21 protein-coding genes are annotated in these 19,099 nt (G+C 43.4%); 5 read left to right on the plus strand and 16 right to left on the minus strand.

Annotated features, from left to right (window positions below; translation table 11 throughout):
- Window positions 1-42 precede the first annotated feature (42 nt).
- The 12 genes from VHE99_12625 to uvrD form a co-directional block, all read right to left on the minus strand.
- The gene (locus VHE99_12625) at window positions 43-486 is read right to left on the minus strand and encodes a host attachment protein (GenBank protein ID HVV69851.1); all 444 of its coding nucleotides are present in this window, start codon (window positions 484-486) and stop codon (window positions 43-45) included.
- Between the two features lie 18 nt (window positions 487-504).
- Window positions 505-1,017 carry a YbhB/YbcL family Raf kinase inhibitor-like protein gene (locus VHE99_12630; protein ID HVV69852.1) on the minus strand — a complete coding sequence of 171 codons (513 nt, stop codon included), beginning with the start codon at window positions 1,015-1,017 and terminating at the stop codon, window positions 505-507.
- 118 nt (window positions 1,018-1,135) lie between these two features.
- Window positions 1,136-1,795, minus strand: coding sequence for an ABC-type transport auxiliary lipoprotein family protein (locus VHE99_12635; protein HVV69853.1), 660 nt, complete (start codon window positions 1,793-1,795; stop codon window positions 1,136-1,138).
- A 38-nt stretch (window positions 1,796-1,833) separates the two neighbouring features.
- A complete protein-coding gene (locus VHE99_12640; protein ID HVV69854.1) occupies window positions 1,834-2,628 on the minus strand; it encodes an MlaD family protein in 795 nt (264 codons plus the stop codon).
- A 9-nt stretch (window positions 2,629-2,637) separates the two neighbouring features.
- Complete coding sequence (locus VHE99_12645; protein ID HVV69855.1) at window positions 2,638-3,450, minus strand: ATP-binding cassette domain-containing protein; 813 nt, start codon at window positions 3,448-3,450, stop codon at window positions 2,638-2,640.
- A gap of 9 nt (window positions 3,451-3,459) precedes the next feature.
- Complete coding sequence (locus tag VHE99_12650; protein HVV69856.1) at window positions 3,460-4,578, minus strand: ABC transporter permease; 1,119 nt, start codon at window positions 4,576-4,578, stop codon at window positions 3,460-3,462.
- On the minus strand, window positions 4,578-5,189 hold the full coding sequence (gene rdgB, locus VHE99_12655) for an RdgB/HAM1 family non-canonical purine NTP pyrophosphatase (protein HVV69857.1): 612 nt from the start codon (window positions 5,187-5,189) through the stop codon (window positions 4,578-4,580). Before rdgB ends, VHE99_12650 begins: the two co-directional genes overlap by 1 nt.
- Before the next feature lie 233 nt (window positions 5,190-5,422).
- A complete protein-coding gene (prmC, locus tag VHE99_12660) occupies window positions 5,423-6,250 on the minus strand; it encodes a peptide chain release factor N(5)-glutamine methyltransferase (GenBank protein ID HVV69858.1) in 828 nt (275 codons plus the stop codon).
- 282 nt (window positions 6,251-6,532) lie between these two features.
- Window positions 6,533-7,624, minus strand: a complete 1,092-nt coding sequence (prfA, locus tag VHE99_12665; protein ID HVV69859.1) for a peptide chain release factor 1 — start codon at window positions 7,622-7,624, stop codon at window positions 6,533-6,535.
- A complete protein-coding gene (locus VHE99_12670; GenBank protein ID HVV69860.1) occupies window positions 7,621-8,808 on the minus strand; it encodes a heme biosynthesis HemY N-terminal domain-containing protein in 1,188 nt (395 codons plus the stop codon). Before VHE99_12670 ends, prfA begins: the two co-directional genes overlap by 4 nt.
- Entirely contained in the window at window positions 8,805-9,857 is a 1,053-nt protein-coding gene (locus VHE99_12675) for a uroporphyrinogen-III C-methyltransferase (protein HVV69861.1), read from the minus strand. Before VHE99_12675 ends, VHE99_12670 begins: the two co-directional genes overlap by 4 nt.
- A gap of 16 nt (window positions 9,858-9,873) precedes the next feature.
- Complete coding sequence (uvrD, locus tag VHE99_12680) at window positions 9,874-12,045, minus strand: DNA helicase II (GenBank protein ID HVV69862.1); 2,172 nt, start codon at window positions 12,043-12,045, stop codon at window positions 9,874-9,876.
- A gap of 276 nt (window positions 12,046-12,321) precedes the next feature.
- Here uvrD and eirA point away from each other — a divergent pair, with 276 nt between their 5' ends.
- The 3 genes from eirA to VHE99_12695 all read left to right on the plus strand — a co-directional run bounded on the left by eirA (window position 12,322) and on the right by VHE99_12695 (window position 14,570).
- Complete coding sequence (eirA, locus tag VHE99_12685; GenBank protein ID HVV69863.1) at window positions 12,322-12,834, plus strand: T4SS-associated protein EirA; 513 nt, start codon at window positions 12,322-12,324, stop codon at window positions 12,832-12,834.
- An 87-nt stretch (window positions 12,835-12,921) separates the two neighbouring features.
- On the plus strand, window positions 12,922-13,860 hold the full coding sequence (hemC, locus tag VHE99_12690; GenBank protein HVV69864.1) for a hydroxymethylbilane synthase: 939 nt from the start codon (window positions 12,922-12,924) through the stop codon (window positions 13,858-13,860).
- Between the two features lie 11 nt (window positions 13,861-13,871).
- On the plus strand, window positions 13,872-14,570 hold the full coding sequence (locus tag VHE99_12695) for a DNA-3-methyladenine glycosylase (GenBank protein ID HVV69865.1): 699 nt from the start codon (window positions 13,872-13,874) through the stop codon (window positions 14,568-14,570).
- A gap of 192 nt (window positions 14,571-14,762) precedes the next feature.
- On the opposite strand, the gene VHE99_12700 is transcribed toward VHE99_12695, so the two are convergent.
- Window positions 14,763-15,011: a hypothetical protein gene (locus tag VHE99_12700; protein ID HVV69866.1), complete on the minus strand. Its 249-nt coding sequence runs from the start codon at window positions 15,009-15,011 to the stop codon at window positions 14,763-14,765.
- A gap of 246 nt (window positions 15,012-15,257) precedes the next feature.
- On the opposite strand from VHE99_12700, the gene VHE99_12705 reads away from it, so the two are divergent.
- Both VHE99_12705 and VHE99_12710 read left to right on the plus strand, forming a co-directional pair.
- Window positions 15,258-15,563, plus strand: a complete 306-nt coding sequence (locus tag VHE99_12705) for an NGG1p interacting factor NIF3 (protein HVV69867.1) — start codon at window positions 15,258-15,260, stop codon at window positions 15,561-15,563.
- 22 nt (window positions 15,564-15,585) lie between these two features.
- Entirely contained in the window at window positions 15,586-16,365 is a 780-nt protein-coding gene (locus tag VHE99_12710) for a uroporphyrinogen-III synthase (protein ID HVV69868.1), read from the plus strand.
- 314 nt (window positions 16,366-16,679) lie between these two features.
- On the opposite strand, the gene VHE99_12715 is transcribed toward VHE99_12710, so the two are convergent.
- The 3 genes from VHE99_12715 to lpxC all read right to left on the minus strand — a co-directional run bounded on the left by VHE99_12715 (window position 16,680) and on the right by lpxC (window position 19,068).
- Window positions 16,680-17,180, minus strand: coding sequence for a disulfide bond formation protein B (locus VHE99_12715; protein ID HVV69869.1), 501 nt, complete (start codon window positions 17,178-17,180; stop codon window positions 16,680-16,682).
- A 96-nt stretch (window positions 17,181-17,276) separates the two neighbouring features.
- Window positions 17,277-18,125: a biotin--[acetyl-CoA-carboxylase] ligase gene (locus VHE99_12720; protein HVV69870.1), complete on the minus strand. Its 849-nt coding sequence runs from the start codon at window positions 18,123-18,125 to the stop codon at window positions 17,277-17,279.
- A gap of 61 nt (window positions 18,126-18,186) precedes the next feature.
- Window positions 18,187-19,068 carry a UDP-3-O-acyl-N-acetylglucosamine deacetylase gene (lpxC, locus tag VHE99_12725; protein ID HVV69871.1) on the minus strand — a complete coding sequence of 294 codons (882 nt, stop codon included), beginning with the start codon at window positions 19,066-19,068 and terminating at the stop codon, window positions 18,187-18,189.
- Between the last annotated feature and the right edge of the window lie 31 nt (window positions 19,069-19,099).

Below are 19,099 nucleotides of genomic sequence, written 5' to 3' on the forward strand. Positions count from 1 at the left end.
TGGGAGAAGGAAAAACGCTATGGCCATAAGAGGAAAAAAATTTTATGTTAGCTTAGTCAATTCACCCAAATAACCCATCAACTTTTTCATAGGCATTTTAGTGTAATCCTTTTCAATAGCATGCGTTATCTGTTCTTTAGCCTGTTCATCATAATGCTTATTAAGCAAACCATGAAAATGTGGCGCAGCAACTATAACCATTTTATCATCATGGTGATTGTCACAAATTTCTATAACAATTTTCGCTAACTGCTGCGCAAACTTATCCGCCTCTACCTCTTTAGGATCAGACTCATCATAAGCTCCACGCGAAACACCCGTGCCCTTAGTGGCAAAATGGCCAGGACGATCCGTCACCAGCTCCAAGCGTTTCTCTCGGCTTGCAGGGTGACTGTATTCATTTATCAAATCCATTTTTTCACCTAGACGCTCCGTTTCGTACAATTTTGCTTCACTTGCATTGGCAACTAGAATATGTGTTTTCATTGATTTAGCTCCTACTTTTTAATGACTCCTTTCATATTTGCCCATTAATTTGACCTGACCCATTATATGATGCTCTGACGCACCCATCACTTGAGCCGCACTAGCTCCCGAGGGTAATTTTAATACGGTGTTAAGCGCATACAGCTTAAAATTGTAACGATGGGTTTTATTATAAGGTGGGCAGGGACCATTATACTGGGCTCTTCCCCAGCTGTTATTCCCTATTAAAGCTCCTTCAGGTAATGCTGCATTAGAAGCAAGTTTTGTTACATTTGCAGGAATATTAAATAACACCCAATGTGTCCATAAGCCGGATGGCGCATCCGGGTCATCCATAATGAGTGCAAATGATTTTGTACCTATCGGCACAGCCGACCATGTCAGATCCGGTGCCATATCTTTACCATCACAACTATAAATATCTGGTATTTTCCCGCCTTCAGAAAATGCAGTACTTGTAAGTGTCATACCCATTGCAGAACTCCCATAGATCAACCCAAGGAATATCCAAGCCAATGTTGTTTTCCGCATAAATTCTCCATTTAATCATAGCATTGGGAGAAATAGGTCTATAGGCCAAATTATTCTTCCCCTATTAAAAGTATAGACCATGAAGGCTTCCTGCCTTAAATATTCAGATAGTTACTCTTCATTCATCCGCATAACGGCACAAAAAAGTAGCCAGCTTTTGAGTCACTATAGCCATAGCCTCATTCGCAGCAACCACACCGGAATACGGGTTAACTTGATAGGCCGGCACCACGGCTTCAAAGCGGCGTTGCGCAAGGATTTGTTGGGAAGCACCATTGATTAGCGTGGCCAGTAATGCCAAACGCACCTGATTCCTACCGCCTATAAATTCCTGCTGTAACGCTAGCAATTCTGTATTCAATATATAATCTGCAGTTCCTGATGAAGGCAGACCCAATGCGGCACGGAAACAACCGCTGTTACGCAGCTTTTGTTCCAATATCGGTGTTAGCATTTCGGCAGGCGGTGAAACCCAGTGGTGATTAGCATAATGGTTAAGCTGAAAAGGTCTTTCCAGATAAATCATATTCGTGGTGTCATAACCTGGACTGGCAGCTGGAGTAGCAATCAGTAAGGTCGGACGATTTTCCCGAACTGGCTGAGTACGGGTAGCCCCAGCCGCACTCAGTGTGTATTGGTTATTAGGCGGGGTTTTCACCGGACTCAAGAGTGAACAGCCTGCAAGACTTAATAATAAACCTAAGCTTAGGATAGTTCTGAAATTGACAATACAACGCTTGGAAATATCTCTAGCATTGCGGGATTGATGTTTAGCCATAAATAAATCTCTGAATTATTTTGAGAAGGTATATACCATCACTCCCCTGGCCCCTTAGGCTCAGGCATCTGCCCGCGGATCAGTGCGCTGGGATTGCTTTTTACTGAATTAGTTAATTGTCGCATATTCCCTAACACGGCATTCACTTGATTAACCATCTGCGATATGCCAGGCAGCATTTGTTGTGAAATAGCCTTCATCACACTCTGGCTTTGCTCTAAGGTTTGTGACGCATGATTAATGCTACTGGTAATTTGCTCAGAATTGTTTGCAAAATTCTCTGTTATTTTGCTTATGCTCTGCAAGCTATCATGAATTGCACGTTGATTTTCGGGGTTAAATACACCGCGCAGTACCTGTTGCAGATCTTGAGTTGTCGTTGCTAAGGATGTTAACACCGTGCTCAGTTGCACTAAAAGCGAGGGTGTGGAGGGTATGATGGGATATTTATTACCAGGTAATATCTTTAAGGGTGGTGCCTTAGCTGCTTCCGCTTTCAAGCCTACATAAGTGATACCAGTAACTCCCTGCGCCATTAATGTTGCTGTAGTGCTTTGATTGATGGGGGCACTCTCGTCAATGCTGAGCAGCAAACGCACTTGTTGAGGGTTATCCGGGTTTAAACTGATATCAGATACATAGCCCACATCCACGCCATTGAATTTGACAGGCGCCTGCAAGCTTAAACCAGATACAGGTTCATTCATATATACCATATATGTTTCATGGTCGGTGCGCTGGTTGGCTGATAACCAAATGATGGCGATAACCAGTACAGCCGTTAAAATAACGACAAATGAGCCAACAACGATATAATTAACTTTAGGTTCCATTGTTTCTCTCTATAACAGCCGTGACTTTTTTCCTTCTCCCCTTGTGGGAGAAGGAGATCCCACATTCCTCTTGCCCCTATAACCACTAAAATAAGCCTGAATCAGTGGATGCGGCTCCTTGACCAATTCTGGCATAGGAAGCGTTGCCAGAACTTTACCCTCCCCCAAAAACGCGACTCGATCTGTCACCCGCCATAAAGAATCTAAATCATGGGTAACCATCACCACTGTCAATCCTAACCCTTCCCGTAACTGCAATATTAGCTCATCCAACGCTTCTGCACTTTGCGGATCAAGTCCAGTGGTCGGTTCATCCAAAATCAACAACTCTGGATCTAAGGAAATGGCACGTGCTAATCCGGCACGTTTCTGCATGCCACCGCTGAGTTCAGAAGGATATTTTGAACCTACATCCACACTGAGGCCCGCCATAACAATCTTTAAACGCGCTATCTCTTCAGCAAAAGATTTTGGCAAATGCGTAAACGTACGCAATGGAAATAATATATTCTCCAATATTGTCAAGGAACTAAACAGTGCATTGTATTGAAATAATACACCCCAACGACGACGCACCGCTAGTGCTTGTTCTGTACTACATTGCGTAATTTCCGTCCCAAATACACGAATGCTGCCTGAAGTGGGCTGCCGCAACATCAGAATACTTCTTAAAAGTGTAGTTTTTCCACTGCCGCTACCACCTACAATGGCGAGGATTTCACCTTGGTTGACTACTAAATCCAAATCCTTATGCACCGATTGGCCACCGAAATTATTCTCAAGATCAGAGATTTCTATGACTTTAGTGCTAGGTTCTGACATAAAAAGGCTCTAAATATTTTGCCAAGGTAAAATAAGAGAAAATATCGCATCCGCTACAATAATTAAAAAGATAGCTTGCACCACGCTTTTAGTGGTTTGCCTACCAATACTATCTGCAGTATATTGCACCCTGAAACCTTGAAAACAGCCTATGCCCGCAATAATTAACGCAAAAGCCGGCGCTTTGACTAAGCCATGGAAAAATGTGCTAATTTGAATGACCCGAGGAAACTGCGTCAGAAAGTTATAAAAATTGATGCCCAACATGCGCTTAGAAACGATCATTCCACCAAGTAAACCAAAGATGTCCGCCCAAATGATAAGCAGCGGCAAAGAAACCATTAGACCAAAAATTTTTGGCAGTACTAAACGATTCATGGGAGATAATCCCATCGTACGCAATGCGTCAATTTCCTCATTGACCAACATGGTACCCAGTTGTGCCGTAAAAGCTGAACTGGTACGGCTGGCCACGATAATTGCCGTGATTAATGGCGCAAACTCCTGTAACACACCTATACCTAACAAGCTGACAATGTAAACATTTGCCCCATAAGCCAGCAGCTGATTACCCATTTGATAAGCTAATACCACACCAATTAAAAAATTCAGCAAAGCGACAATGAATAAGGCAGCAAACCCGGTTTCATCGATTGCATTAAAAAAGCTGCGCCATTGAATGTGGGCGGGACGACGCAGGTTATTCAATGCTGTAATGATAAATTCTCCCAGAAAAGATAAAAAATCTATCCCTTCTTTAAAACCCGTCATCGTGAAAATTCCCACCTTTGCAAGCCAAGGAATTTTTGCAGGAGTAGAGATAACCTGGCTGGCTTTTTTGCCTTTTTCTTTAATTAAATTGATGAGTGAGAGGTGATCCTCAGCAAAATCAGCTAACTCTGCTGTTTTGCCTCGTTGTTCGAGCGTTTGTAGATATTGGTATAAAACCCAAGCGCCCGTGCTATCCATACGCGTAATGTCCTTACCTGATATGGTTGCAGGGGCTATAGTGCCGAGCTTTTGCATCTGAGAGGTAAGCGTTTCTATGCCGGAAACAGTCCATTCACCCACACATTGCAAGATGCGGTTGTGTGTATCCAGATTGATAGCGGCATTAGGATTGCTCATTAGAGTTTGTTTCGCAGCTCTTGAATTAAGTGGGCAATCGCTTTAGCGCGATGACTGATTTGATTTTTGACGGCAGAAGGTAATTCGGCAGCTGAACAACCGTGTGTAGGCACAAAAAACAATGAGTCATAGCCAAAACCGTTTTCTCCTCGTGGCGCAAATAACACCTTACCCTCCCAAGTACCTTGACAGATGAGTGGGCTAGGATCATGGTCGTGTTTGAGTAATGCGAGCACACATTGAAACCGAGCAGTACGTTCATCTTCTGCGGCAGCAATGAGATCACTCAATAATTTTTGACGGTTTTCAGAAAAATCGACTTTGGCGCCTGCGTATCGCGCCGAATAAATGCCAGGGGCGCCATTTAGGATATCAACTTCCAAGCCCGAATCATCGGCCAAGGCCGGCAAACCAGTATGTTTGGCGGCATTGCGTGCTTTCAGTAAAGCATTTTCAACAAAAGTCAGGCCAGTTTCTTCTACTTCTGGCACACCGAGGTCAGATTGTGGAATGATGGAGATATGAATATCTCCCAGGATTTCACGAAATTCCTGCAATTTACCGGGGTTATTGCTTGCTAATACTACTGGAGGCGGGTTTTTGTGACTCATTTGAATCCTGTTAGTTTACAAAAGGTCGAATAATTTTACAGCTATTTTACTTATAATTTTAACATTGTAGCATATTTTGACTTTTATTCAGCCAGATAAAATTAAGCTGTTAACTTATGCATTTTTACCGTAACCCCTATAAAAAATACTGTCATTCCCGCGCAGGCGGGAATCTATTTCTGACACAGCGCCAAAATCAGGATAGATTCCCGCCTACGCGGGAATGACAATGCTTACCTTTTACCCTTTGTAACTCTATCAAGGCCTGCCAAATCTTGATGTGTTCTTATATCCTTAAAACCACTACTCTGCATAAGCGTCCTTACAGCTTCTCCCTGAGTATGCCCATGCTCTAATAACAACCAACCTTCTGCCGATAAAAAATTCCCTGCTTCTTCAATAATAATACGTAGCGCATCCAAACCTTCTTTTCCTGAAACCAACGCATTTTGAGGCTCAAATCGTAGATCACCTTCTAGATGCACATCTTTTTCTGCAATATAAGGTGGGTTACTGACAATGGCATTAAAACCATGTCGCGGCAATGCAGCGCACCAACTGCCTTGGTGAAAACTTACATTGAATAATCCTAGGTGAGTGGCATTTTCTTGGGCTATCTTTAAAGCAGCGCTTGATTGATCGGTGGCAATCAATTGCCAATGTGGACGTTCTTTAGCTAGTGCTAAGGCTACTGCACCGGAACCTGTGCCCAAATCAGCTATAGTTTGAGTGACATTTGCGGGGAGAATCTCCAATGCCAATTCCACTAGAAGTTCTGTCTCAGGACGCGGAATCAGCGTATCGGCAGTTACCTTCAGAGACAAAGACCAAAATTCTTTTTCCTGTAGAATATAAGCCATCGGTTCACCTGCTACACGTCGTTTGACTAACTGCATTATTAATTTTTGTTGCTCAGCATCAATGACTCTTTCGGGGAAAGCTAATAAAGAACTGCGGGAAATTTTGAGGGCACGTGAAAGCAATAATTGCGCTTCGAATTGCGGATTTGGGGTACTGGGTAATAGTTTGCAGACTTGTTGCAAAGCATCAGAATAGTTCATTTGCAAGTTGTATCAATGGGCTAATAAATTATTTTATGAGCTTAGGGAATCGCCAAGACCGTATCACTACTACAAGTTACTACTTGATTAGCCATATTAATTGATGGCTAAAAAGTAAGGCGAAAGTAGGGGGGTGAGGCTCATCAGACCGTCGGGTTCATGGATGAACCCGTCGAGCGTACATGGATGTATTCACAGCGTGTCTGATGAGCCTCACTTCCCTACTTTTGCCGATGCGTGGCAATTGATTAACTTCGCGATAATGATAGCTAATATCTGCCCTCACTCCCCAGACATTTCGGCCAACAAATCCGCTTGATATTCGCGGATTAATGGATCGATAACATCTCCTAATCCTTCACCTTCCATAATTTGATCCAGCTGATATAAAGTCAGATTAATACGATGATCCGTTACTCTTCCTTGCGGATAATTATAGGTTCGAATACGTTCTGAACGGTCACCCGTGCCGACCAATCCCCGACGCGTTTCGCTGCGTTCGCGGCGTTGTTTTTCCTGTTCACTGGCTAGGAGTTTGGCGCTTAGCAAACTCATCGCACGGGCGCGGTTTTTATGCTGTGAGCGCTCATCTTGACATTCGACTACGGTGCCAGTTGGCAAGTGCACTATCCGTATGGCTGATTCCGTTCGATTCACGTGCTGGCCACCCGCTCCTGAAGCCCGATAGGTATCTATGCGTAAGTCAGCGGGATTAATTTCCACCGCATCAACTTCTTCGATCTCTGGCAATATCGCGACAGTACAAGTTGAAGTGTGCACACGCCCCTGCGCCTCAGTGACGGGAACTCGTTGTACGCGGTGGGCACCTGATTCAAATTTAAGTCGAGCATAAACATCGGTTCCAGAAATGCGGGAAATCACCTCTTTATAACCCCCATGCTCGCTTTGGCTTTCGGAAATGATTTCTAATTTCCAGCCTTGGTGCTCAGCATAGCGTGTATACATACGCAATAAATCACCGGCAAAAATAGCTGCCTCATCACCCCCTGCGGCTGCACGAATTTCTAAAAAGACATTGCGCTGATCGTTAGGATCTTGCGGTAACAGCAAAATTTTCAGCCGCTCCTCTAATGTCTCCAACTTTTGACGTTGTTCTGCTATTTCTTCCTCGGCCAGTTGCTTTAATTCTGGGTCAGCTTCTTCTAGTAATTTTTCTGCACTGGCAAAAGCTGCTTCAGCCTGCCGATAGGCTTTAAAACAGTCGGCAATCGGCTCCAGCTGTGCATATTCTTTGGAAAGTGCGCGAAATTTATTTTGGTCAGCAATGATTTCGGGGTTACCTAACAAATGTTCGAGTTCTTCATGACGTGCAGTTAAGGATTCCAATTTAGATTGTAAAGAAAGTTTTTTCATGCGCGGGAAACCAGTTTTAAGCCTTCACGATAACATTCTAAAGCTGCCGATTTTTCTCCCAGATGTTCATCGACTTCTCCAAGTGCAATATATATCGGAGCGGATGGTGCTTGTTTAAGACTGGCCTCGAGATAATTACGTGCCTTACCCCACAAACGATGTCGTATGCATAGTTGACCTAGACAATATAACAAAGCAGCATTGTGTGGATTTTTTTCTAGCCATGACTCCGCTCTGGATAATTGCTTGGCTGAATCACTGCTCAGCACTTTAGCATATTGCTGAAGTAGCGGCGCCTCTAAAGATTTTTTTAATCGGACTTTCAACAAGCTTTCGGCTTTTTCCTGATTACCCTCTTCGATCAGATATTCAGTATAAGTGGCTAAGACTTGAGGCTCGCGGCGCAAATAGTCTGGCAAGCTATGCCAGATTTTCTCTAGAACCTGTGGCTGATTGGTCAGACGCGCTTTTGCCATGAGTGCTAAATACACTTCATGTTCCAGCAACCTGGCTTCATCATCTGTCAGTAAATGTTGTTTTTTTAATTTGGGTAGTAATTTTTGCAAATGCTCCCAATCCTGCTTGGCATAATAGATTTGCTTTAAACTCATGAGTACAAATGGATGTCGTGGCAAAGCTTGTTGTAAAGGTTCTAAGGTTTTTAACGCCGCATCCCAGTTGGCATTGGCAATTTGCCAGCGCACTTCGGTGAAAATGATAGCTTGTCGCTGTCGTCCATCCGCTAATTTGCGCGCGTTTTCTAAATATTGGTCGCGTTGAAGATCATTGTTTTGTGCTCGCGCAGCTTTAGCTGCTCCCAAATAATTCAAAACGCGGCGGGGCGGTTTTTTTGCAGCTTTGGCCAGATCCTGTTCCGCTTTGTGCCAATTTTCACTCAGCAACTCATACTCGCCACGCTCTGATAATTTTAAAATTTGATTTCTTTCGCGACGTTTTCTAAAACTATGGAAACGCCGGGGAATGCGAAAAATACCAACCAATAATCGTAGCAACCAATAAAAGACTATCACCAGCACAATGAGTGCAAAAACCGCCAACCACAAAGAAGCTTCGATACGCGTATTAGCTACCCCAATTAACACATAACCTGGATGCGCATGCATCCATAGTCCACCGAGAACTGCCAGCAATAATACAATAAAATATACGATCAATTTCTTCATTGAACGCCACTCACTAACAATTTTTGAATCGCTTGCAAGCTTTGGGATAAATCGGGTATTGCCGGATTGACATTCACCGCCATTAAGTTGTTCAGTAAAATTTGGGCAGTTTTCACTTTAGCATCATCTGGGGCAAAATAACGGCCTATCCAATTGCGCGCTTGTGCAATACTTTGTTTATAAATCTGCTCCTCGTGATGTAATGCTGCCCATTGCGCCAAGGTGAGCTGGGTTTGAATATTTGTCACGACAAAAGCAAAAGCATTAGGAGGAAGTAATGGTGCCACTTCCGCACCTTCATGACGGATCACGACTAATTCTTTTAAGCTTTGCCAAAGGCGTGATAGGAAATCTTTGCTCTTATCGCTTAAGGATTGAGAGGCAGCTGTATTGGGTAAAGTTTGATTAGATTGTGGTTGTGCTTTTACTTCAATCTTTGGTGTCTGTGGGAATTGTTCAACCCATTCTTTTAAGATATTTAGGCGAACAATGATGCCTGGAATATCAACCTCTGGTGCTGCAGCCAAAGCCGCCATATCCTTGGCTAAAGCCTGACGAACGGGTAATAATGCAGAATTATTGGCAGCTGCTAATTGTTGATCTGCATCTTGCAATAACTTTTGCGCTAAAGTCACGTTGTTATCGATTCTGAGATTTAATGCTGCTAATTTAACTTGATTATCCACCGCAGCTAACAGCCAATTTTTCGGCTTGTTTTGTTGTTCGAGCTCGGTATTGAGTTGCTGCACAGATTGTTGGGTATTTTTTAGTGCAGTCTGTAGCGCTGATAACGCACTTTGATTTTTTTTGGTTAGTTTTTCAAGTTGTAAAATTTTTTCATGGCTCTTAGTCTCTCGAGCTTGATATTGCCACCAGCTATATATCCAGGCACCAACGCTGGCTAATGCAATTAATAACGCAATTACCGCAATCAAAATACTTAAAGGTGATCTGTTGGGCTTAGGTGGGGCAGGCGGCAACGCCGGTGTTGCATCCGGTTCAGCCACAACCTCTTCACTTTGGGGTATATTTTCTTGCATTTCTTGCATAGGAGTATCTCTTTATTCAAACTGGCTCTAATTTAGCATAATTGACTACAAGCCACTTCGCGCCCGAGGTAAATCGCACCTGCACTCTGGCATGCGCGCCGCTGCCTTCAAAACTTAACACTACGCCTTCGCCAAAATGCGGATGTCGGACGCGACCGCCTAAAACTAATCCCGCTGCATTTTGTGTGGTTGTATCGCTATTATCCGTCAGGTGTTGTGTAAAATAAACCGGGCGCGTAATCTTAGTTCTAAGATAAGCTTCGGATAAAAATTCTGCCGGAATTTCCCTGATAAACCGTGAGGGACGTTGGTGCATTTCATTACCATGCAAATGCCGCATTGACGCATAAGTCAGATACAACCGCGTCATCGCTCGCGTCATACCGACATAACACAGACGACGTTCCTCTTCCAATTTAAACGGATCTTGGCTGGATAAGCCATGTGGGAATAACCCTTCCTCCATCCCCGATAAAAACACCAAAGGAAACTCCAATCCCTTAGCAGAATGTAAGGTCATCAGATGTACAGCATCGCTAGCCTGGTCTGCTTGCGGCTCACCGCTTTCCAGTGCAACCCGAGATAAAAATCCGGCCAATGGCGATAAATCTGCTTCTTCAGGATCGGGGGTGAACTGATAAGCGGCATTCAGTAATTCTTCTAAGTTTTCCACTTTTGCTAAGCCTTTTTCAGATCGATCCTGACGATAATGGGGCAATAAGTTACTATTTTCTAATACATAGCGCATTTGTTCATGCAAAGCCTTATCTTTACTGGCTTGGCTTAGTGCATTAATTAAGTCTAAAAAGCTTCGCACCGCATTGGCAGAACGACTGACTAATCTATTCTCAGCTAGCAGTGTTTCCGCAGCCCGCCATAATGAAATTCCAGAGTCACGCGCACATTCACGCAATGCCACCAAACTCGTGTCACCAATACCACGCGTCGGTGTGTTGACCACGCGTTCAAAAGCACCATCATCATCGCGATTTTGGGTCAAACGCATATAAGCTAGGGCATCTTTAATTTCAGCGCGGTCAAAAAAGCGTAAACCGCCGTAGATGCGATAGGGAATCTCCGCATGAATTAATGCTTCTTCTAAAACACGGGATTGGGCATTGGAACGATATAAAATAGCTATCTCTCGCCGCGCGCCGCCTTGCTCCACCCATTCCTGAATCTGAGACGTAATAAAACGGGCTTCATCACGATCATTAAATGCCGCATACAAGGATACCAGCTCGCCTTCTTGACCTTGGGTCCATAAATTCTTACCCATGCGATTTTGGTTATTGGCAATAACCGCATTGGCTGCGCTTAAAATAATATTGGTTGAGCGATAATTTTGTTCCAGGCGCACGGTTTGTGCGCTGGGAAAATCACGCATAAATTGCGCCAAATGCTCCACTTTAGCACCACGCCAGCTATAGATAGACTGGTCATCGTCACCGACCATCATCATTTTACTGTGCTGACCGGCAAGTTTTTTCAGCCATTGATATTGAATCTGATTCGTATCTTGAAATTCATCAACTAAAATATGCTTGAAACGTTGTTGATAATGGGCAAGGAGATCAGGATGACTTTCCCAAAGTTCGTAAGTAAGAAGCAACAGCTCGGAGAAATCCACTAAACCACCCGTGCGGCAGATTTCTTCATAACCTTGATAAACCCGCCTATAGGTTTCTGTGAAGATATCACCATCAGGAGGAACTCTTCCGGGACGAAAACCTAGTTCTTTTTGTGAATTGATAAACCATTGCGCTTGTTTAGGCGGCCATCTAGCCTCATCCAGATTTAAATTTTTTTGCACCCGGCGTATTAAACGCAATTGGTCATCGCTATCTATGACTTGAAATGCCTGAGGCAATCCCGCCTCTTGCCAATGTTTGCGTAGCAGGCGATGCGCCATACCATGAAACGTACCCACCCAAAGACGCTGACCCGGAAGGTGTAGCAAGGACTCAACACGCGCTCGCATCTCAGCTGCCGCTTTATTGGTAAAGGTCACAGCCAGTATTTGCTCAGGGTAAACACCCTCTTTTTCTACCAGCCAAACAATACGATGCACCAATACCCGCGTCTTACCACTGCCAGCACCCGCCAGTACGAGAAAATGCTCAGCCGGAGCCGCCACTGCAGCCCGCTGGGCATCATTTAAACTATCAAGAATAAGAGAATCTGGCATAATGTTGATTGTACCTGAAAGTGGGGATAGCGACACGTGATAGTTTGATGGGATAATTTTCACCCGAAGCCATACCTCTATCCTGTTTTAAATTGTGTCTAGCACAGAGAAATCTGAAATTAATACACTTGTTTTTTAAGGCTAGCTTAATATGAATGCGGTATAGTAACAGAATTAGCCACTACTCACCCTCTTTGAAAAAAGAGGGAAGAGAGCCCCATGATTTCTTTAAAATGGACTCCAAACACATTATAAACCGTTGATGATCGAGGCAGTATGTCATTGAATTTACCAAACAAAGCGATCTTTGCTAGCTTTAGTGCTATTTTTTTCGTTTCAGCTATGGCGGATGCAGCGGATACGACACCCTATCCACCTACAGCAGTTAATAACAACTTAACACAGCAGCTTTGCCCCCCGATTGAAGCCTTAACTCGGAACTTGGATAACACCTGGAGCGCACCGGGCGGCTGGAAAAGCCATAGTCCATCTTTTCTTAACTCTGTGACTCAGTTTGTCGGTGCCCAATGGATAGGGGTGAACCTAGGCGAAGTTATCTGCATTTATACCAAAAGTGGAAAAAACCGCTTCCCGATTAACCTGCAGCGTCCTAATCTGGTAGTTTCACCCGTTGGCGGCGGTTGGACGGCAGACAAAGGCGGTTATAAAGACTGCATTTCAAACGATCCCAAACAATGCCGCTTTTTTACCCCCCAGCCCGAGAAGCATGGAAATATCTATGATGAAATCGACTTTTACAAGGGCAAACCCCTAGATAGCTCCTATTAAAATTGAGAATTATCCTGGGAGCGCAGGCGCTCCACCATTTCCAGGAAAAACACCCCAAAATCTCAAGGAATTCACGTGCTCCATAATATGTCAGCCCTCACTCCATTCAATATACGCATCGCCACTCGCAAAAGCCCCCTAGCTATGTGGCAAGCTAACTATGTTAAAACTTTGCTCATAGCCTTCCATCCCCATATAACCGTTGACATTCTAGGACTATTAACCGAGGGAGATAAGTTATTAGCCACCCCCCTAACCCAGATAGGCGGGAAAGGTTTATTTGTCAAAGAACTGGAAAAAGCCATTCTAGAGCATCGCGCCGATATTGCCGTACATTCCATCAAAGACTTACCAGTGACCCTGCCCGATCACTTAATTCTGGCCGCTGTGTGTGAACGTGAAGATCCACGCGACGCGTTGGTTTCCAATCAATTCACTTCCTTGGATGATTTACCGCAAGGCGCAATTGTGGGCACCTCCAGCAGCCGACGCGCGTGTCAGTTACATGCCATACGCCCTGACCTTAAGATTGAAAACCTACGCGGCAATGTCGGCACCCGACTCAGCCGACTCGATGCGGGCTTATACGATGCCATTATTTTAGCCGCAGCCGGCCTAAAACGCCTAGAGGTTGAAAACCGCATCCGTGCTTATTTAGACCCAGAAATCTGGATTCCGGCCGTGGGTCAAGGGGCTATTGGGATTGAATGCCATCGTGATAATGCGTCTGTTTTAAATTTGCTGACAGCACTGAATCATCCGCCGACACAACAGTGCATCACCGCAGAACGCAGTATGAATTTAGAGTTAAACGGTGGCTGCCAACTACCCATTGCCGGTTATGCCACCTTGCAGATTGAGCAATTAACTATCCGCGGTTTAGTCGGCGACTTAGAAAATCAGACATTAATACAATCAGAAGCTTCTGGAAGCATAGAAGATGCGGCAAATATTGGTGCAGAGCTTGCCCATAAATTATTGGCCGCTGGTGCGCGTGCATTGCTACAAAAATCTACGATTTCGTAATCATTTAAACCATGATAATCACCCAACAATTTTTTGATCGTGACGCACAAGTTGTCGCTATAGATTTATTAGGCAAAGTATTGCGCCATCACTATCATGGCATGTGGCTATCGGCAATGATAATTGAGACTGAAGCCTATTATTTGGAAGATAAAGGTAGTCACGCCTCATTAGGATTAACCGAAAAACGCAAAGCGCTATTTATGCCTCCTGGTACCATTTATATGTATTATGCCCACGGTGGCGATTCGCTCAACTTGAGCTGTCGCGGCGCAGGGAATGCTGTATTGATAAAATCCGGCATTGCCTGGGAGGATGGCCGCACGCACCCGAACATGCTAGAACAAATGCGCCGCTTAAATCCCATATTAAAAAGTGGAAAATTGCGCCCAGTATCACATTTATGCTCCGGCCAAACTTTATTGTGCCGCTCGCTGACATTAAAAGTGCCAGAATGGAATCAAAAAACTTTCGATCCACAACGTTTTTATCTGGAAGATGTCGGTTATCACCCACAACAAATTATTCAAACTACGCGCCTTGGAATTCCTAAAGGCCGCGATCCGCATCTGCCTTATCGTTTTATAGATTATCGCTATATTACACGTGCAACTAGTAATCCGCTTACGCGGCGGGGCTGGCAGATCAACAAGGAATATGAGATTAAAGATTTGGATTTAATTTTGAAGAGTCCTTACAACAATGAGTAGTCGCAAGGCGCTTTTTTACAGCAAATTCAGATTAATCAACCAGGGAACAAGGGATCTAACGGAAATCTTTATTGAGGCAAGTAGTTTTTCGCGTAGTCGCAGTTCAGGTGTTGCTGCCTCATCCCGTAATTGCTCTTGATCGTCATGAATCTGGACCTATCTTTTCCGTAAGGAGTGCCATTAGATATAAGTTTATTTCTGAAAAAAATCTTGCAAACTTTGGGCTGACAAAATACGCACCACCCAAGACAGCAACTGTTCCGAATCTGCTTGCTGTAAGCGACGCTCATCATTAGGAGATAAAGCACCAAATTTTGTTTCAAGTAATTTTCTCAGCAACATAACCTCTCCTTGTTGCTGCCCTAGCTCTAATCCTTGCTTAAGTCCTGTTTCAAGAGCTTTCGCCGAATAATATCGTTCAAAACAATTTACATAACGCATATTTTTTTGTCCTCCCACTGTTCAATTTCATTAATAAGCTGTAGGAAACACGGAAAATATCGATCTAAAATAGCTTTCAAGGCACCGTCATAATCATTAACAATACCAAGATGAGGCGAAGTAGTAATTTCCATTGCTAGATTTTCCTGGATATCAAAAAAGTAATTGTGGCAAGATGGTGTGATGCTTCGCAATACCGTAATGTTTCAATGATTTTTAAATCCGGGATATCAAAAGGAGAAACTGATGCACTACCTGCATTTCTATGTTCCAAAATCCCATCTCGATAGCGTCAAAGCCGCTTTATTTGCACAGGGCGCCGGCCGCATTGGGAATTATGAACACTGCGCTTGGCAAGTACTGGGTGTGGGACAATTTCGTCCGCTTAAAAATAGCAAACCTTTTCTGGGGGAATCAGGAAAGCTAGCAAAGATTGCGGAATATAAAGTAGAAATGGTTTGTGAAGATGATTGTGTTGCGGCTGTAATTGCAGCATTGCAGAATGCACATCCTTATGAACAACCTGCATATGTAATTTTTAAAGTTTCATAAACTCATTTTGGTTATGATTAGTATGACTGACCTTGATATTTCTAAGCCTCTTTCAACCTTAACTTTTTTAATAACTCGCCCTGCGCAGCAAGCACACAATCTGTGCGCCAATATAGAAACTTTAGGTGGGAATTGTATTGTATTTTCGACTCTGGAAATTTCTCCATTGCCTGAACTGCAACAATTACTTTTGCCCATTCTCAGCAACTTAGCTAATGTAGATAAAGTAATTTTCCTAAGTGCTAACGCCGTACGTTTCGTGATGCCGTATTGGCCGGACAATTGCAAAATACCCCCAGTTTTTGCTATCGGTCCTGGTACTGCCAAAATGCTGGCTGAATTTAGAATTAAAAGCCACACCCCATATGCTAACGCCTTCAACAGTGAAGGGTTGTTGTCCTTACCTGAACTACAAGTTGTGGCTGGTCAAAAAATCGTGATTTTCTCAGGATTGGATGGACGAATGCTGTTGGAGAATACTCTGAAGGCGCGAGAGGCACGAGTAAAGCAGGTAGCGGTATATCAGCGTAATTTGCCGCCAGTTGATTTTCAAGCACATTTATCACAATGGCAACTGGAGACAATTGCTTGCATTATCAGCACCAGCAGTGAGAGCTTAAATAACTTATGGCTAATTGCTGGAAAAGAGGGACAGGCTTGGTTACGTAATCAACAATTATTAGTTATAAGCAGATCTATGGCGGAATTGGCACAGAAACTGGGGTTTTTGTTAGCACCCTTAATTGCAGCAAATGCTAGCGATTCAGCCATACTTGATACATTACTAGCCTCCCATCTTTAGCTCTTTTCATCCCGTAAGGGGATTCCCTTCAGTCACAGACGAGATAGCGACTTGCAGTTTCCTTAATGTTTAAGTAACTATTCAGCACATTGTTGGAAGTAGCACAAAACGGTCAGATTTTTCCAAGGTCACCCCTAAAAATTTAGGAAAAAACGCAGCATACACAAAGTATGTGAGCATTTTTCCTAAATTTATAGGGGTGAGATTATAAAGTACTTCCTGCACTTTACCCTTCGGGCTGCTGACGCATTCAAATTTGTTCCTACAAATTTAGTGGAAAAATATGGCCGTTTCAGTCCTGTGGTGAATAGTTACTAATGTTTATTCAGCCTTTGTGCAAAAACAATCTGTGTCAAAGCCAACACACCAAATCCTGCAAAACATAATAATGTCCAAAATGGAATACTCAAACCCCAGACCTGGATAATGTGGCTGCAATTTTCTGAACTTTGAAATAAAAAACGCATGGCTTGCACAAAAGGTAAAGTCATGAGGTAAGCGTAACCTGGAACGCAGATCTCCGTCGCAGCTTTGGGATGGAGTTGTAACCAGATATGCCGCCATGCCAACAATACGCCTGCTATAGCCATAATCAATGTCAATGCACCGTAAATACGCACTCCGGTTTTTTTAGGATTATGAAGCATGGCCACAAATAAAATGATTGCCAATGCCATAAATACGAGTCGCTGCAGCATACATAATGGACAGGGCTGTATGCCTTGAATATATTGCAGATAATAGGCAGCTGCCAGTAATAAACAGCAGATAATGAAACCAGATACATTGAGGACGCGACTGCAAAAAAATCTCATAAATTCTGTCCTAGTTGATTCTTTGATTCTTTTTCAATGAGCCTGCTGTACTAAAAATAGACTGAGCACTATGCCAGTTTTTTCAGCTTTCTTTTATCAAACCTTTTTTACTTCAAACTCTCTCTTAACCAACTCTCCAGAGGCATGAGACATTAAAGCTCCATCGTCAGTGCGAATTAATAAATGTCCTCTGCCATCGATTCCCTTAGCAACTCCAGAAAATGTTCCTTGGGCATTTTTTAAGGTGACGGATTTTTCTCGTAGATAATCATGACGCTGCCAATCCGTTACAAATGCGGCAAAAGTCTGTTTGTCAAAAACCTCAAGATCGGTCAATAGTTGATCGATTATAAGGCCAGCCATTTTACTTCTATCCTGCGGATTGCCCAAGATTAAGCTTAATGAAGTCCATGCTTGCGAAATTTTATCTTCAAACGTAGGCACCATATTCACATTCAAGCCTACACTAATAATGGCGAAGGTTTTTCCCAAACCTCGACTTTCAGTATCCACCAAAATTCCAGCCAATTTGTTATTTTTCCAATAGATATCATTTGGCCATTTGACCCGCACATGTTTAGTCAAGCCGTAGGCAGCCAATGCTCTAACTACACAAATACCAACCACGAGACTTAAGCCTTCCAGCTGCTGGATTTCCTTCTGAAATAGCCAAGCACAAGATAAATTAACATTGGTAGCGAAGGGGGTATGCCAATAACGGTTCATTTGTCCCCGACCATGCGTTTGTTCCTCGGCTAAACAAATGTGCGGACAAACTAAACCTGCGCCTTTTGCTTTCAGCCAATCAATAGTGGATGTAACACGCGGAAGAATATCGATTGCAACCGTATGAGGTGTTTGGATTTGTTTACGGATGACTGCTTCATCTAGGAGAGTTGTAGGCATGGAAAAAGTTTGACCGCCGTGGGTGATAAACTGTGGCATAAGAGAAAATCTTTGCCTCCTTGCAGAAGAAGGAAAACGTGCATGCTGTTTTAACGCCCCCTTATGCAAAAGAAGTTGCTAGCAGCTCTTTCGAGACAATTTCCCAGGCGCTGCTATCAGCTAGCACAGCTTCACGCAATTGATGATTTAATTTATGTCCTGATTTATAGCCGGTAAATGCGCCAATAAAATTGTGACCTAGTAAATATAAATCACCGACTGCATCTAAAATTTTATGCCTAACAAATTCGTCGGCATAACGTAATCCTTCAGGATTAAGTACTTGCTGCTCATCTAATACCAGTGTGTTTTCAAGACTAGCGCCCAATCCTAAGTTGTGTTTGCGCAATTGTTCATAATCTGAAAGAAAGCCGAAGGTGCGGGCATAGCTAATTTCATCTGCGAATGAGGTAGTCGCAAGATCAATGCTAGCCGTCTGAGAACTGGAGCGAAATACCGGATGATCGAAATCTACTGTCAGTGAAAACTTAAAGCCTTCGAAGGGTTCAATGCTAACAAATTTATCGCCATCATTAATTTTTATTGGGCGTTTTATACGCAGAAATTTTTTTGGCGCTTCCTGCTGCTCAATACCTGCAGCACGAATCAGATGAACAAAAGGTTGCGCACTGCCATCCATAACTGGCATTTCTGCAGCTGTTACATCTACATAAGCGTTGTCAACTCCCATACCGGCAAAAGCGGAAAGTACATGTTCGACAGTAAAAACCATCGCTCCATCTTTTGCCAGGCAAGTATTGAGGCGGGTATCACTGACATACTTAGAAATTGCCGGGATATTAACAGCCGGATGTATATCTATTCTCCGGAAAATGATCCCCGTATCAAGAGGGGCGGGATGCAAAGTTAATTGAACGGTTTTACCACTGTGTACACCAATACCAGATATTTGAGTCGTTGTTTTTAGAGTGCGCTGTTTCACTTGATCTCACTAAATTAGAACTAATCTACTG

This window comes from Gammaproteobacteria bacterium (assembly GCA_035546635.1).
In the GTDB taxonomy this organism is placed as follows: Bacteria; Pseudomonadota; Gammaproteobacteria; order JAURND01; family JAURND01; genus DASZWJ01.